At 33.1% G+C, this 12,114-nt stretch carries 17 protein-coding genes; 8 read left to right on the plus strand and 9 right to left on the minus strand.

Translation table 11 applies throughout. The features are described 5' to 3' along the window. The first annotated feature begins 14 nt into the window (after nt 1-14). Together FOL89_RS13715 and FOL89_RS17595 are read left to right on the plus strand one after the other, a co-directional pair. A complete protein-coding gene (locus FOL89_RS13715) occupies nt 15-362 on the plus strand; it encodes a DUF1801 domain-containing protein (protein WP_144283368.1) in 348 nt (115 codons plus the stop codon). 145 nt (nt 363-507) lie between these two features. Further along, nucleotides 508-651 (plus strand): hypothetical protein, encoded by a 144-nt coding sequence (locus FOL89_RS17595; protein WP_185146983.1) that lies wholly within the window; start codon nt 508-510, stop codon nt 649-651. An 18-nt stretch (nt 652-669) separates the two neighbouring features. Here the strand turns inward: FOL89_RS17595 and FOL89_RS13720 are convergent, their stop codons facing one another. Further along, on the minus strand, nt 670-1,116 hold the full coding sequence (locus FOL89_RS13720) for an exosortase F system-associated membrane protein (RefSeq protein WP_144283369.1): 447 nt from the start codon (nt 1,114-1,116) through the stop codon (nt 670-672). After that, on the minus strand, nt 1,103-1,633 hold the full coding sequence (xrtF, locus tag FOL89_RS13725) for an exosortase family protein XrtF (protein ID WP_144283370.1): 531 nt from the start codon (nt 1,631-1,633) through the stop codon (nt 1,103-1,105). The genes FOL89_RS13720 and xrtF overlap by 14 nt, the downstream gene beginning before the upstream one ends. Before the next feature lie 50 nt (nt 1,634-1,683). Between xrtF and FOL89_RS13730 the strand changes: the two genes are divergently transcribed. From FOL89_RS13730 to FOL89_RS13750, 5 genes are all read left to right on the plus strand, one after another. Then, nucleotides 1,684-2,703 (plus strand): aminoglycoside phosphotransferase family protein, encoded by a 1,020-nt coding sequence (locus tag FOL89_RS13730; RefSeq protein ID WP_144283371.1) that lies wholly within the window; start codon nt 1,684-1,686, stop codon nt 2,701-2,703. 82 nt (nt 2,704-2,785) lie between these two features. Continuing rightward, the gene (locus tag FOL89_RS13735) at nt 2,786-3,196 is read left to right on the plus strand and encodes a RapZ C-terminal domain-containing protein (RefSeq protein WP_144283372.1); all 411 of its coding nucleotides are present in this window, start codon (nt 2,786-2,788) and stop codon (nt 3,194-3,196) included. Nucleotides 3,197-3,266: 70 nt separating this feature from the next. Beyond that, complete coding sequence (locus FOL89_RS13740; RefSeq protein ID WP_144283373.1) at nt 3,267-3,980, plus strand: nucleotidyltransferase family protein; 714 nt, start codon at nt 3,267-3,269, stop codon at nt 3,978-3,980. Between the two features lie 7 nt (nt 3,981-3,987). Beyond that, nucleotides 3,988-4,740, plus strand: coding sequence for an LOG family protein (locus tag FOL89_RS13745; protein WP_144283374.1), 753 nt, complete (start codon nt 3,988-3,990; stop codon nt 4,738-4,740). A gap of 59 nt (nt 4,741-4,799) precedes the next feature. Beyond that, complete coding sequence (locus FOL89_RS13750) at nt 4,800-5,270, plus strand: DUF6702 family protein (RefSeq protein ID WP_144283375.1); 471 nt, start codon at nt 4,800-4,802, stop codon at nt 5,268-5,270. 305 nt (nt 5,271-5,575) lie between these two features. On the opposite strand, the gene FOL89_RS13760 is transcribed toward FOL89_RS13750, so the two are convergent. The 4 genes from FOL89_RS13760 to FOL89_RS13775 form a co-directional block, all read right to left on the minus strand. Beyond that, entirely contained in the window at nt 5,576-6,448 is an 873-nt protein-coding gene (locus FOL89_RS13760; RefSeq protein ID WP_228444923.1) for a hypothetical protein, read from the minus strand. A 93-nt stretch (nt 6,449-6,541) separates the two neighbouring features. Then, nucleotides 6,542-7,021: a hypothetical protein gene (locus FOL89_RS13765; protein ID WP_144283377.1), complete on the minus strand. Its 480-nt coding sequence runs from the start codon at nt 7,019-7,021 to the stop codon at nt 6,542-6,544. Between the two features lie 14 nt (nt 7,022-7,035). After that, on the minus strand, nt 7,036-7,863 hold the full coding sequence (locus FOL89_RS13770) for a GLPGLI family protein (protein WP_144283378.1): 828 nt from the start codon (nt 7,861-7,863) through the stop codon (nt 7,036-7,038). Between the two features lies 1 nt (nt 7,864). After that, the gene (locus FOL89_RS13775; RefSeq protein ID WP_144283379.1) at nt 7,865-8,314 is read right to left on the minus strand and encodes a hypothetical protein; all 450 of its coding nucleotides are present in this window, start codon (nt 8,312-8,314) and stop codon (nt 7,865-7,867) included. A gap of 194 nt (nt 8,315-8,508) precedes the next feature. Here FOL89_RS13775 and FOL89_RS13780 point away from each other — a divergent pair, with 194 nt between their 5' ends. After that, nucleotides 8,509-8,886, plus strand: a complete 378-nt coding sequence (locus tag FOL89_RS13780; protein WP_144283380.1) for a helix-turn-helix domain-containing protein — start codon at nt 8,509-8,511, stop codon at nt 8,884-8,886. Between the two features lie 93 nt (nt 8,887-8,979). Here FOL89_RS13780 and serS read toward each other — a convergent pair whose 3' ends face one another. The 3 genes from serS to FOL89_RS13795 all read right to left on the minus strand — a co-directional run bounded on the left by serS (nt 8,980) and on the right by FOL89_RS13795 (nt 12,106). Beyond that, nucleotides 8,980-10,248 carry a serine--tRNA ligase gene (gene serS / locus FOL89_RS13785; protein ID WP_144283381.1) on the minus strand — a complete coding sequence of 423 codons (1,269 nt, stop codon included), beginning with the start codon at nt 10,246-10,248 and terminating at the stop codon, nt 8,980-8,982. 89 nt (nt 10,249-10,337) lie between these two features. Beyond that, entirely contained in the window at nt 10,338-10,844 is a 507-nt protein-coding gene (locus FOL89_RS13790; protein WP_144283382.1) for a hypothetical protein, read from the minus strand. A 14-nt stretch (nt 10,845-10,858) separates the two neighbouring features. Continuing rightward, nucleotides 10,859-12,106, minus strand: coding sequence for an oligosaccharide flippase family protein (locus FOL89_RS13795; RefSeq protein ID WP_144283383.1), 1,248 nt, complete (start codon nt 12,104-12,106; stop codon nt 10,859-10,861). Between the last annotated feature and the right edge of the window lie 8 nt (nt 12,107-12,114).

Below are 12,114 nucleotides of genomic sequence, written 5' to 3' on the forward strand. Positions count from 1 at the left end.
GATTATTTATTAAAATGAATCCTATACAAGAATACTTCTACAAAATCAGTGAGCCTGAAAGAAGTATTCTTTTGTTTTTAAGAAAGAAAATTCTGGAATCTGATACGGAAAACATTACCGAAACATTCAGCTTTGGTCTTCCTTTTTTCAAGTATAAAAAGAAGATGCTCTGCTATTTTTATTTCAGCAAAAAGCATAAAAAACATTACATCAGCTTTTATCATGGCGATAGGCTGGACTATCCTGAACTCATTAGTGAAGGAAGAAAAAAGTTTAAAATCCTTTTAATTGAAGAAAGTGCCGATTTGCCTTTGGAGTTGATTTTGAATATTATTGAAGAAGTGAAGAAATATATACGGTAAGAAAAATCCTCTCTAAATTATTCGGAGGATTTGTTTTTTTTAATAGTTCTATTTTCTCAATACTGTCAGAGATACAATTGATAAGATTACAAAATTTTTAGATAAAGGCTTTACAGATTTATTACCTGATGAATGTATAAATTTTGTGAACAACGAAATCAGTGGCGGAAACGACGGTTATATTAACAACAACCTCCCGGACAAGCTTATTGAGCAGTATGAAGAACGCATCAAAGAGCTGAAAGAGCAGGTAGAATACTGGAAGAACAAAAGCGAAAGCAGTAAGTAAATTCCGTTCAAAAAAATTTCAGCTGTTGATAGTTTTGTTTTTCAACATTTGCTTCCTATAATAAAACAACGGCACAATCAGCAAAAGAATCAACGGCTGAATGACGAACCGTCTCATGTAAAAAGAGAAAAGATAGCCTATTTCAAAACGGTTGTGGATACAGAATAAGTATATCGGGAAGGTAATCAGAAAAATTATCGTAATCAATACAGCTCCCTGCATAGTCCATGCTTTATTTTTAAATAAAAACTGAACAATAACACAGGAAAAAAACAGATTCAGAATAAACCTGAAGATATAATGAGTGATCAGCCTACCCCAGACAAATTCGGGAAATACCACAGTCTGGTCAGCCTTATGAAAATATTCCAGAAAAGGATCATAGAAGATCTTGTCTTCAAGCATTCTCACACCTACAAGACCACAAAATCCTACAATAACGAAAAACCAGCTAAGAATTTTCATTTTTTAAAGCGTAAAATTTAATCCAGACCAGCCACAAAATAACCACACTTCCGTAAATAACCGCCGGAAAAAAATAATCGTGAGCCATTTTTCCATAACTGCTGTAATCACTATTAATGACGTTGAGTCCTACAATACGAAGTACATTCATCACATAAAGTAAAATCAGACTTATTCCTGCAAAAACGAAAGTTTTAGTTCCTTTATAAAAAGCAAAAATAAACGCTAAAAACAAAATAAGAATAGATATTGCATTGCAGCCTTCTACCATTCTGCTTACGGCGGTTGTTCTGATATAAAACCATATCTGCTGTTTGGGAATATCATCATAAAATGATGTTTTGAAACCCAAAGCTTCCTGAACAATCCGAACGTGATCCGCAATCATACGAGAATAAGGATCTAAGCCCGAATCTTTAAAACTGTTCAGATAAAACTGATAGGCAAAAAGCAACACCAGATAAATAATGATGAAGCGTAACAGAATTCCCAAAACAGGTTTAAAATCCTTTAGCATGATGCAAATATAAAAATTAGGATTCAAATTAGTATATTTGTTTCAGTATTATGATATTAGAACGCGCAAAATTATTCTTCGAAAATTATGATGATGAAAAATCTTCCCGCTTTGTCTCTTTGGCGCAAAGCGGTTCAGCGAGAGTCAATTTTATAGCAGAAAACTCAACAGGCACATCCATCATCACTTATAATGAGAACATCCGGGAGAATGAGAGTTTTATCTATTTTTCGGAAGTTTTTACACAATCAGAACTCAACACTCCAAAAATTTACGCAGTTTCGGAAGACCGGACGATGTATATTCAGGAATTTATGGGAAAAAACACATTATCTGAAATAATTGCGGAACAAGGAATGTCTGAAAATGTACAGTCTCTTATAATGCAATCTCTGGAAAAACTTTTTATACTTCAGACAAAAACGGATGGCAAAATAGACTTCGCCAAAACTTTTGAATACGAACGTTATGATGAATTACCGGTGCTGCATGATTTATACTATTTCAAAAATTTTGTTGCAGATATTTTGGAACTTGAATATCACAAATCATCACTTCTGAAAGAATTTAAAAAAATTGTTATCCTTATTGAAAGTCTGGAACCGAAAGGTTTAATGCTTCGTGACTTTCAGTCGAGAAACATTATGGTAAATAACCAGAATGAAGTTTCGTTTATTGATTATCAGTCGGCAATGAAAGGTCCACTGATGTATGATGTGATTTCGTTCCTGTTTCAGGCTAAAGCTAATTTACCTGAAAACTTTAAAAATAAAATGCTCGAATATTATATTCAATTGTTTAAAAATAAGGGCATTCAAACTCAACTAAAAAACTCGATAAAACCAATTCAAATGATGAGATATCTTCAGGTATTGGGAGCTTATGGTTTTCGGGGATTAGTTCAAAAGAAACAGCATTTCATTTCAAGCATTGAAAAAGGGATAGACAATATTACAGAACTTGCTCAAAGCTGGGAAATGATGAACGATTTCCCTGAACTTAAAAAAGTAATTGAACAACTAAATTTAGAGAAAACTAAATCTAAAATAAAAGAAATATTAAACCATTAAGTTACATTTAAGGAATAAAAAAATGAAGCTTTATGACGAAGAAACCTTAATGGTCAAAAATTAAAATTATTAAACAACAAATATGCTGCACATAGACATCCATAGTTTTTCCTATAAAAAAGGAGGAATTCCAAAAGATGAAACAGGAAACGGAGGCGGATTTACTTTCGATTGCCGGGGAATCTTGAATCCCGGAAGAGTTGAAGAATATAAAATCCAGACCGGAAATGACATCGGAGTACAGGAATATCTGGAAACCAAAACAGAAATGCCCCAATTTTTAGAACTTATTAAAAGTCTGGTTTCCATTACGATTGATAATTATCTGGAAAGAGGTTTCGAAAACCTGCAGATCAATTTCGGATGTACAGGCGGACAGCACAGATCAGTATATTCAGCCATAAAAATCACTCATTTCATTGAAGAAAAGTATGGTGATAAAATTGAGATCAGCCTGCATCATGACGAGCAGCACCAACTTAATCATCAATAATGATTGATAAATTAAATGATTTTAGAAATCTAATGGTCAATCATCGTTCATCACTTATCAACAATCAATAATGAAAGCATTAATTTTTGCAGCAGGAAAAGGAACACGTCTCAAGCCATTTACAGATTATCACCCCAAAGCTTTAGCAAAGGTAAACGGCGTGGCTCTTCTGGAAAGAAATATTAATTATCTCAAAAGCTTTGGGATTACTGATTTTGTGATTAATATTCATCATTTCGGAGATCAGATTTTTCAGTTTCTGAAAGAAAATAATAATTTTAACTGCAATATTGAAATTTCAGATGAAACCGGTGAACTTCTTGAAACGGGCGGCGGTCTTGTTTTTGCCAAAAAATTCCTGAATCATGGTGAAGATTTTCTCATTATGAATGCTGATATTTTAACGGATATCAATATCAACGAATTTGTTAAATACCATAAAAAAATTAAAGATTTTGCTACCTTAGCGGTTTCAGACAGAGAAAGTTCACGAAAATTACTGTTCAATGAGGATTTGGTTTTACGCGGTTGGCTGAATGTTCAAACTGGCGAACAGCGTCTTGCAGAATTTAACAAAGGATTCAAACCCCTCGCTTTCAGCGGAGTACATTGCATTAATCCTATTATTTTTGACAAGATTAAAAGAACCGGAAAATTTTCTGTAATGGAAGAATATCTGGATCTGATGAATACCGAGAAAATTCACGGATATGTGCACAGCAATATTTTGATAGATGTCGGAAGACCTGAATCTGTTGTGGAAGCTGAAAAATATTTTAAATAACTGAACGATGGAAAATAAAAATACAAGAGACGAAAGCTTAGAAAATACAGAATTACGGATTGATGAGACTAAACTGCACAACAGTTTAAGACAAAAAACCTGGGACGAAACCATTACCAAAGACAGCTGGATGGTTTTTAAAGTAATGGCGGAATTTGTTGAAGGCTACGAAAAAATGGCGAAAATTGGTCCGTGTGTTTCAATTTTCGGTTCTGCAAGGCTGAAGCCGGAGAGCAAATACTATCAAATGGCGGTAGAAATCGCAGAGAAAATTACAAAAATCGGTTTTGGCGTGATCACCGGAGGCGGACCGGGGATTATGGAAGCAGGTAATAAAGGGGCGTACAATGCAGAAGGAAAATCTATAGGCTTGAATATTGATCTGCCTTTTGAGCAGCATTTTAATCCTTACATCAACAAAATGTATTCGCTGAATTTTGATTACTTCTTTGTAAGAAAAGTAATGTTTGTGAAATACTCGCAGGGCTTTATCGTTATGCCGGGCGGATTTGGAACTCTGGACGAACTTACCGAAGCCATAACTTTAATTCAGACTCTCAAAATAGGAAGATTTCCGATTGTTTTGGTCGGCACAGAATTTTGGAGCGGTTTACTAGACTGGTTCAAAGCAACATTACTTAAAGAAGGAATGATTTCTGAAGGCGATCTTGATCTTTACCGCGTGGTAGATACTGCTGATGAAGCAGTAGCACACATCAAAGCATTCTATGATAAATATTCTGTAAACGTGAATTTTTAATTGGCATATTATTTGAGCCTACTATAACTAAGCAATATGCTGAAAATCCAACAATTGAGATGAAAAGATTATTCTATATTTTGAGTGTACTTACATTAACCATAATGATGAGTTTTAATGCTGCAGACTTCTATTCTTCTATGACTAAAGTTGATTATATTGACGGAAGCAAGACTTTGAAGTTTACAACAAAGATGAATACAAGCCATATTTCCGATGCTATAAAAATCAATAGAAATACAGCAGGATTTGAGGCGGAAGTAAAAAAATACGTTAATAACAATTTTGACGTTTTTGTGAATGATGCTCCAAAAAATCTGACTTTTACGGGAAGTCAGGTGAGCGGAGAAACAGTTTGGGTTTATTTTGAAACATCCGGAGTTTCTGAAATAAACAGTTTGAAAATCAAAAACACGATACTTTTGAGCGCATTTCCTAAGCAGATTAACTTAGTGAATATTGCCTACAAAGGAAATTTAAAAACAATGAATTTCCAACGTGGAAAGGAGGTGAATGAAGTTATTTTTTAAAAGAAATACTTTAAAATAAAAGAGAAGTCAGCAATTTCAATATTGCTGACTTTTTTGTTCTAAGCCTTAATAAAAATCCCCTTTCTTGAAAGAGGATCTTGTTTTAAAAATGTTTATAAGGATAAATTTTTAGCTTATTATAGTCCATAATAATTTAATGCCTTCTGCTTCAAAGGATTTTTACTCCATTCTTCCCATTCATTATTATATGGATTATAACCGCACTTTAACGGTCTAGAAACATCTAACCTTTTTCATTCCGTATGTTGTTCTTTCATTATTTTCAGAGATTATGAGTATCATATTTAACGTTTGAAATAATCCTTATGAATTTTTCTACTATGCCTTAGACTTGGCATACCTATTTTTTTTCGGTTTCTATTTACTAATGCTGAATCTTTAATTGGTACATTAGAAAAAGTTCCGTATGAGTCTTCGTTGGTCATCAAATTGTACTTATCAATCATTGCTGCATAATCTTCCGGAGTACATTCTCCGTTTTTCAAGTATTTGAATAGTTGCTCTTTAAAATAAAGATAAGTTGGGGTATCTCTTGTTGCCATGTGATTGAGCATATTCCCCATAGGCATAAAGATACCGTTATTGCCCCAAAGTCCTATTTTTTGTAGAGACGGAAATCCTACTTCGTTAAATGTTCTGATTAGCAGTTCAGCGTTTTTCTCATCATTTGTTGCCTGTAGTTTACTATTATAAACCGGAGTCCTGAACTCTTGATTTCTGTAAAAAGCTACAGAGAAAGAATCTACAAGCTTCTTATCCAAATCTTTTTTCCAGTCGGCAATTTTGTTTTCTATTTCGATACTGTCTATTCCATGCTTTTTATACAAAGCAAAGAAATTTTTATCCATTCTGTTATATTTCCAATTGGGTGCAACAAGAGGAATTAATTTATACAGACTTTCTTTACCCCCGAAATCCTTTTGGTATTTATCTGACAGCACAATATATGTCTGGTATTCATCAATAAGGTAAGAATTGTGGGGACGATACTTTTTAAATAGCTTATGATACATGTTTAAAGCAGCAACCGTATCATTCTTGAAACGATAGATACTATCAATCTTATTGACTTTATTGTAATAATTGACATAATTATATTTTCTCGTTTTACAAGAAAATAATAACAAAAAACATAGAAAGAAAATGATTTTATTCATATAAGTTATTATTTTAAGAATCATCAAACTCAACATCTACTTTTTATATAACAAAAAAATCCTCTTTAAAGAAAGAGGATTCCACACTTGCATCTATGCACATTCAACTCCGCATTCAAGAGAACAAAGTAAGACGCCTGATGTTGTTGGTTTATCATAACAACCTTTTGTACGATGACATTTTGTTACACATTGTGTAGGTGTTTCTGCCAAACTTTCTATGCTATTTTCCGGACCTGTTAAAAGTTTCTTTAGATTAGCAACTGTATTCTCAGAAATCTCTTTATCTTCAATTGCATAATATGTTGCTATTGGTTTTTCATTTTTATCTAAAACAACTTTAAAATAAAAGCCTTCTCCTTTTGAGTTTTTTTTATAAATTACATAAAAAGCATCTCCTTTCTGATCAGAGCTTTTACTAAGGATATTGAATTTCTTATTCTTTGGCTCTTCATTTTTTTTGAACGAGCTAAAATATTCCTTATCATTTCCTACTTTTTCATTATTGTTTGCTTTGACTGTTATAAATGCCAATAATAAAAAAGCCAGTGTCATTAAAATATTTTTTTTCATAATGTTAGATTGTTTTAAAGTTCAATTTTGTTTTCTCTTTTATACTGTTCGATCATTTTCTTTTGAGTTTCGCCAAGCATTTTTTTCATATCAACGATATTACCATTTGCATCCTTTTTTTCATAAATTTGATGAGTATTCATCAATTCAAACATTCTTTTCAAGGGTGCCTGAGCATGACTCTTCCTCATTTCGACAAATTTCTCTTTTGTCGTTTCAATATACTTCCCTTTGGTAATGCGGTCGTTAATAGAGATTTTTTTCTCTTTAGAAATACCGACTGCTAAAAAATGATGATCCATTTTTTCATCAAAAATTTCAAGAATTAAGCCGGGTAATCCAAAAAATTTATATGGTCCGTCCTGAATTGGAATTTCTGCTGTGAAATAAGCTTTATAGCTTCTGCCTGCATATATTACAGTTGCCGAAAGCACCTGAAATCCCATAATCTCTTTATTTTCTTTACTAATATTCCACTTAAGTTCGGGGTTTTCGTTATACTTAAATTCATGTTCATCAAATTCATCAGAATAATAAGTAATTTCTTTATTTAATACATTCTTTTTAATAAAGCAGCCAAGCAGATCAGCAGGTAAGGCTTTAAAATTAATTTTCTTACCTTGTTTTTCATCTGCTGCCATAATAGAATCGCATAAATAAGGTGCCTCACTGAAAAAAGTAGAATAATCTTCCTCAATATTCAAAAACGTATTCTGAGAAATTATTTTTGTGCTGTCTTTTTCTGCATGCTTGAAATAAGCATATTGAACAACAAATGATTGCCCTTTTGCACAAAAAATAGAATTAAAAAAAAGCAAAAGTAATAGGGAAGTATTTTTCATGTTAAGCTCCGCTACATTCTAAAGTACAATCCAATGCACATAATGCTGTACCCACTTCAGTAGGTTTGTTATAGCAATCCCATTTAGCTGTACATTTTGAAACACAATTACCAATAGTCAACACAGGTCCCGATGCCCCACCTCGTAAAGAATTCGCAGATGAAATAATTTGTAAAAGATTTGTTCTTATATTTTCTTTATTAGCAGAAAATAATTTTTCTAAACTTTTGTCACCCCCTAAAACTTCCACAGAAAAAGATGTCACTTTACCTAAAAAACCTTCTCCGACAGACACTTTTAAATCATACACTTTATCATTATACTTTTTCTGTATAATTACGGTATTGATTTTAATCTCTTTGAGTTCGTTTTTATAAATAAGCAAATTATCACCGCAATAGTGAAAACTAAAAACCAATAGAGCTAAAAATAAAAAAAATTGTTTTTTCATAATAATTAATATTATAGTTAAATTTAAGTTTAAATATTGCTAATGAATTACGTACTTCATCAACTTTTTTCATCAGTACTGATAGGTCAAAGATGAAAAATATTTTTAATTTTCAGGCGTGAAATATTTGCGTTTTTTTTGTAATTTTTTGGTTTAATTTGAGCAAAATTTTAGATATTTGTACAAAAATCACAATGATACATGAAAAATTAAGAACTATCAGAAAGCAAAAAGGCATATCCCAGGAAAAAATGGCAAAAATATTATCAACAGATACCTCTAATTATTCACGAAAAGAACGTGGAGAAACCAAGATATACGATGATGAATGGGAGAAGATTGCACAAGCACTTGAAGTTCCTGTAGAGGAACTGAAGGAAAGCCCAAAAAATTTAATTAAAAACGATAATTCTACTTTTAATGATAATTCAGGGAATTATAATCAATATTATTCATATCCTAATCATTTAGACGATTATATAACCCTGCTTAAAGAACAAAACCAATTGCTAAAGGAAGAAAATTCAACACTTAAAAATGATCTTGAAATTGCCAAGGGAAATAACAAGTAATAGAATAGAAAATTATTCATCCTAGTTTAAAAACATAAAAAAGTCCGTTTCATTATTGGTGAAACGGACTTCTTATTGGTAAGCAAAAAGGTTTTAGTTAATCAAATCAAATTTTGCATATTCAGCAATTTTCTTTGGAAGTTTTATTCCTCTTTCTGTCTGGTTGTTCTCCAGTAAAGCCGCCATAATTCTTGGCAGTGCCATTGCAGAACCATTCAATGTGTGAACCAACTGAGATTTTCCGTCTGCTTTATAACGGCATTTCAATCTGTTCGCCTGAAAAGTTTCAAAATTGGAAACAGAGCTTACTTCAAGCCATTTCTCCTGTGCCGCACTCCATACTTCAAAATCGTATGTCATAGCTGAAGCAAAACCTGTATCTCCGCCACACAGTCTTAGAACTCTGTATGGAAGCTCCAGATCTTCCAGAATATCTTTAATATGGTCTACCATCTCTTCCAGAACAGCGTAAGAATTTTCAGGTTTTTCAAGCCTTACTATTTCTACTTTTTCAAACTGATGAAGACGATTCAGACCTCTTACATGAGCTCCGTAACTTCCTGCTTCTCTTCTATAGCATTGAGAGAACGCCGTATTTTTAATAGGAAGGTCTTTTTCATCCAGTAAAACATCGCGGTAAAGATTGGTTACCGGAACTTCGGCAGTAGGAATTAGGTATAAATCATCAAGACCAATGTGATACATCTGCCCTTCTTTATCCGGCAATTGTCCCGTTCCGTATCCGGAAGCTTCGTTTACCACATGAGGAGGATTAACTTCCTCATAACCTGCATCTACATTTTTATCTAGGAAATATTGCACCAAAGCTCTCTGCAATCTCGCTCCCTTTCCGAGATAAACCGGAAACCCTGCTCCGGCAATCTTTACTCCCAGTTCAAAATCAATCAGATTATATTTTTTTGCCAGCTCCCAGTGAGGAATAGCTCCTTCACCTAAACCTTCAACATCATGAGACTGATAAATAATTTCGTTATCGTCAGCAGAAACTCCGTTTTTTACCAGTTCGTTGGGAATATTGGGAATTTGATAAAGAATGTCAAGTAAAGCTTTTTCTTTAATTTCTAACTGAGACTGCAATTCTTTGCTCGACTCTTTATACTGCGCTGTTTTAGATTTGGATGCTTCGGCTTCTTCTTTTTTTCCTTCTTTCATCAGCATACCAATCTCTTTAGAGATTTTATTGATTTCTGACAATTGGGAATCTAATTCAAACTGAATTTTTTTTCTTTGTTCATCGGTAGCAATAGCTTCATCTACCAGATCAAGATGCCTGAACTGTCTTTTCTTAAGACCTTCTAAAACGCGTTCTTTATTGTCGCGCAAAAACTGAACCTGTAACATTTGTTGTGGGTGTTAGATGTTTGTTGTTGGGTGTTGCATAATTCTACCATCATGCTTCCATCATCCAACAGAATTTTGCAAATTTAAGATTATTTTACAATTGTAACTATATTTGGCTGATCCGCCGTTTTTGAAAATTTCAAAACTTTGTTATAATATACCTCCGAAACCTCAAAAACCGCCGGCGTCATTCTGTAGAAAATCTGCAGAGTATCTCTTTCTACAGGAGCAAATTCTGTATTCGATATTTTCTTTGTCAAAGAAAACTGTATTTCAGAACGGTAGATTTTGTTTCCGTCTGCTGATTCTGAAACCAATTGTCTTGTAGCTCCCGCAAGATATTCCATATAATACGTAGAATCAGAAAGCATCTGTCTTGAAAAATTGACATTGGCTACATCAGTAGGAGCAAGCTCATCATTCCACGTAATCCCGGAATAAGATCCGACTTTGGTGGGATTTACCAAATCTTTTCCCGAAGCATCTTTCATAAAAATCTGCAGTTTCTGATCTATTTTCTGCAGAGAATCTTCGTCACTTCCGCAACTTACCAATGCAAAACCAATGAATATATAAGCAAGAAAATGTTTCTTCATGATACAAAGTTACTTTATTTTAGTTTTCGGAGATAATTCAAAAAAGAAAACATCAGAAAAAATCCCATCAAAGTAAGTGATATACTCATTGCTACTGCCATTCCTTCAAGTCCGCCTTTGGGTACCAGTAAAAATGCAAAAAAACTTAAAATAATGATAGAAAGAGCAGAATACAGGGTGTTTTTTTTCATCATACCGACCGCCGCCAAAAGATTTCCGTATAAATTTCTCAGCAGCATGCTTCCGCAAAATGCCAGAAGAAACAAAGAGAAAACGAAAGAATTATCCATATATTCAGCTCCAAAAAATATCTTCATGATAAATCCGCTCAAGAAATATCCGGAAATAAATATTGCTGCTGAAACCGGAATAAAAATTTTGTAATAATTAAATATATAATTTTTTAGAAAAACTTTATTTCTGAAGTTTTTTGCCAAAACAGGATAATCACTCTGCAGAAAAGAAAGTGCCAGAAAAGTAATGTTGGAAGGAATAAGAATAGCAATTTTATAATTGGCAACTGCATTTTCATCTTTAAAAAAGCTCAACAGGAGAATATCCGCAGAAAAAAAGGCATCGGAAAGCAAAGCTGTAGAAGATGCATGTAGCGCAAAAGACCAAATTTCTTTTTTACCGAACTGATGTAAATCTGGAGCAGCATTTTTAATTGATCCCTGAAACCAAAAAAGCGAAATAAAGGGTGCCAATGCATTGGCAATCAGATAACCCAAAAGTCCCCAATAATAAGTAAACAACAGCATCATCAGTAATCCGGAAATATTAACGACATTATTCATTCTTGCAAAATCTCTGTTTTTAAAATGAATACGTCTTTCGGACTGAATATGATAGAAAAAGTAAACTCCTACCAAACGGATCGTAAAAAATGAAAAAATCAAAAATATTTGAGAATACTGATTAATGTACACGAAAGCAAAAAGAAAGAATACAATACTCAATAACAGTTGATTAATAAATCCTTTTTTGAAAAGGTAATCAGACAGTTCGCTTTTGGCTTTTTCATCATCACATAAAGATCCGAATCTCATGAGGCTTTGCGTACTTCCAAAACCACTGAATGGAGAGAAAACAGCAAAAACCGTTGCCGCAATAGTAAGAACCCCAAATTCGTTTTCAGGTAAAATCCTGACCATCAAAACGGAACCTGCAAAAGCGCAAATTTTAGCAATCAGCAAAGACAAAAACACAAACTGACCGTTGTTCCTGAGAAATGCTTTTATAAAATCTAACAAACTTTTCATTTTAAAAC

Source organism: Chryseobacterium echinoideorum (genome assembly GCF_007474535.1).
GTDB lineage: Bacteria > Bacteroidota > Bacteroidia > Flavobacteriales > Weeksellaceae > Chryseobacterium > Chryseobacterium echinoideorum.

What these genes read in the sequence shown, in the direction of transcription:
- FOL89_RS13795 (WP_144283383.1), bottom strand. Translation starts at nt 12,106, where the DNA reads ATGAAAAGTTTGTTAGATTTTATAAAAGCATTTCTCAGGAACAACGGT.
- serS (WP_144283381.1), bottom strand. Translation starts at nt 10,248, where the DNA reads ATGTTACAGGTTCAGTTTTTGCGCGACAATAAAGAACGCGTTTTAGAA.
- FOL89_RS13715 (WP_144283368.1), top strand. Translation starts at nt 15, where the DNA reads ATGAATCCTATACAAGAATACTTCTACAAAATCAGTGAGCCTGAAAGA.
- FOL89_RS13745 (WP_144283374.1), top strand. Translation starts at nt 3,988, where the DNA reads ATGGAAAATAAAAATACAAGAGACGAAAGCTTAGAAAATACAGAATTA.
- FOL89_RS13775 (WP_144283379.1), bottom strand. Translation starts at nt 8,314, where the DNA reads ATGAAAAAACAATTTTTTTTATTTTTAGCTCTATTGGTTTTTAGTTTT.
- FOL89_RS13750 (WP_144283375.1), top strand. Translation starts at nt 4,800, where the DNA reads ATGAAAAGATTATTCTATATTTTGAGTGTACTTACATTAACCATAATG.
- FOL89_RS13735 (WP_144283372.1), top strand. Translation starts at nt 2,786, where the DNA reads ATGCTGCACATAGACATCCATAGTTTTTCCTATAAAAAAGGAGGAATT.
- FOL89_RS13730 (WP_144283371.1), top strand. Translation starts at nt 1,684, where the DNA reads ATGATATTAGAACGCGCAAAATTATTCTTCGAAAATTATGATGATGAA.
- FOL89_RS13790 (WP_144283382.1), bottom strand. Translation starts at nt 10,844, where the DNA reads ATGAAGAAACATTTTCTTGCTTATATATTCATTGGTTTTGCATTGGTA.
- FOL89_RS13740 (WP_144283373.1), top strand. Translation starts at nt 3,267, where the DNA reads ATGAAAGCATTAATTTTTGCAGCAGGAAAAGGAACACGTCTCAAGCCA.
- FOL89_RS13780 (WP_144283380.1), top strand. Translation starts at nt 8,509, where the DNA reads ATGATACATGAAAAATTAAGAACTATCAGAAAGCAAAAAGGCATATCC.
- FOL89_RS13720 (WP_144283369.1), bottom strand. Translation starts at nt 1,116, where the DNA reads ATGAAAATTCTTAGCTGGTTTTTCGTTATTGTAGGATTTTGTGGTCTT.
- xrtF (WP_144283370.1), bottom strand. Translation starts at nt 1,633, where the DNA reads ATGCTAAAGGATTTTAAACCTGTTTTGGGAATTCTGTTACGCTTCATC.
- FOL89_RS13765 (WP_144283377.1), bottom strand. Translation starts at nt 7,021, where the DNA reads ATGAAAAAAAATATTTTAATGACACTGGCTTTTTTATTATTGGCATTT.
- FOL89_RS13770 (WP_144283378.1), bottom strand. Translation starts at nt 7,863, where the DNA reads ATGAAAAATACTTCCCTATTACTTTTGCTTTTTTTTAATTCTATTTTT.
- FOL89_RS13760 (WP_228444923.1), bottom strand. Translation starts at nt 6,448, where the DNA reads ATGAATAAAATCATTTTCTTTCTATGTTTTTTGTTATTATTTTCTTGT.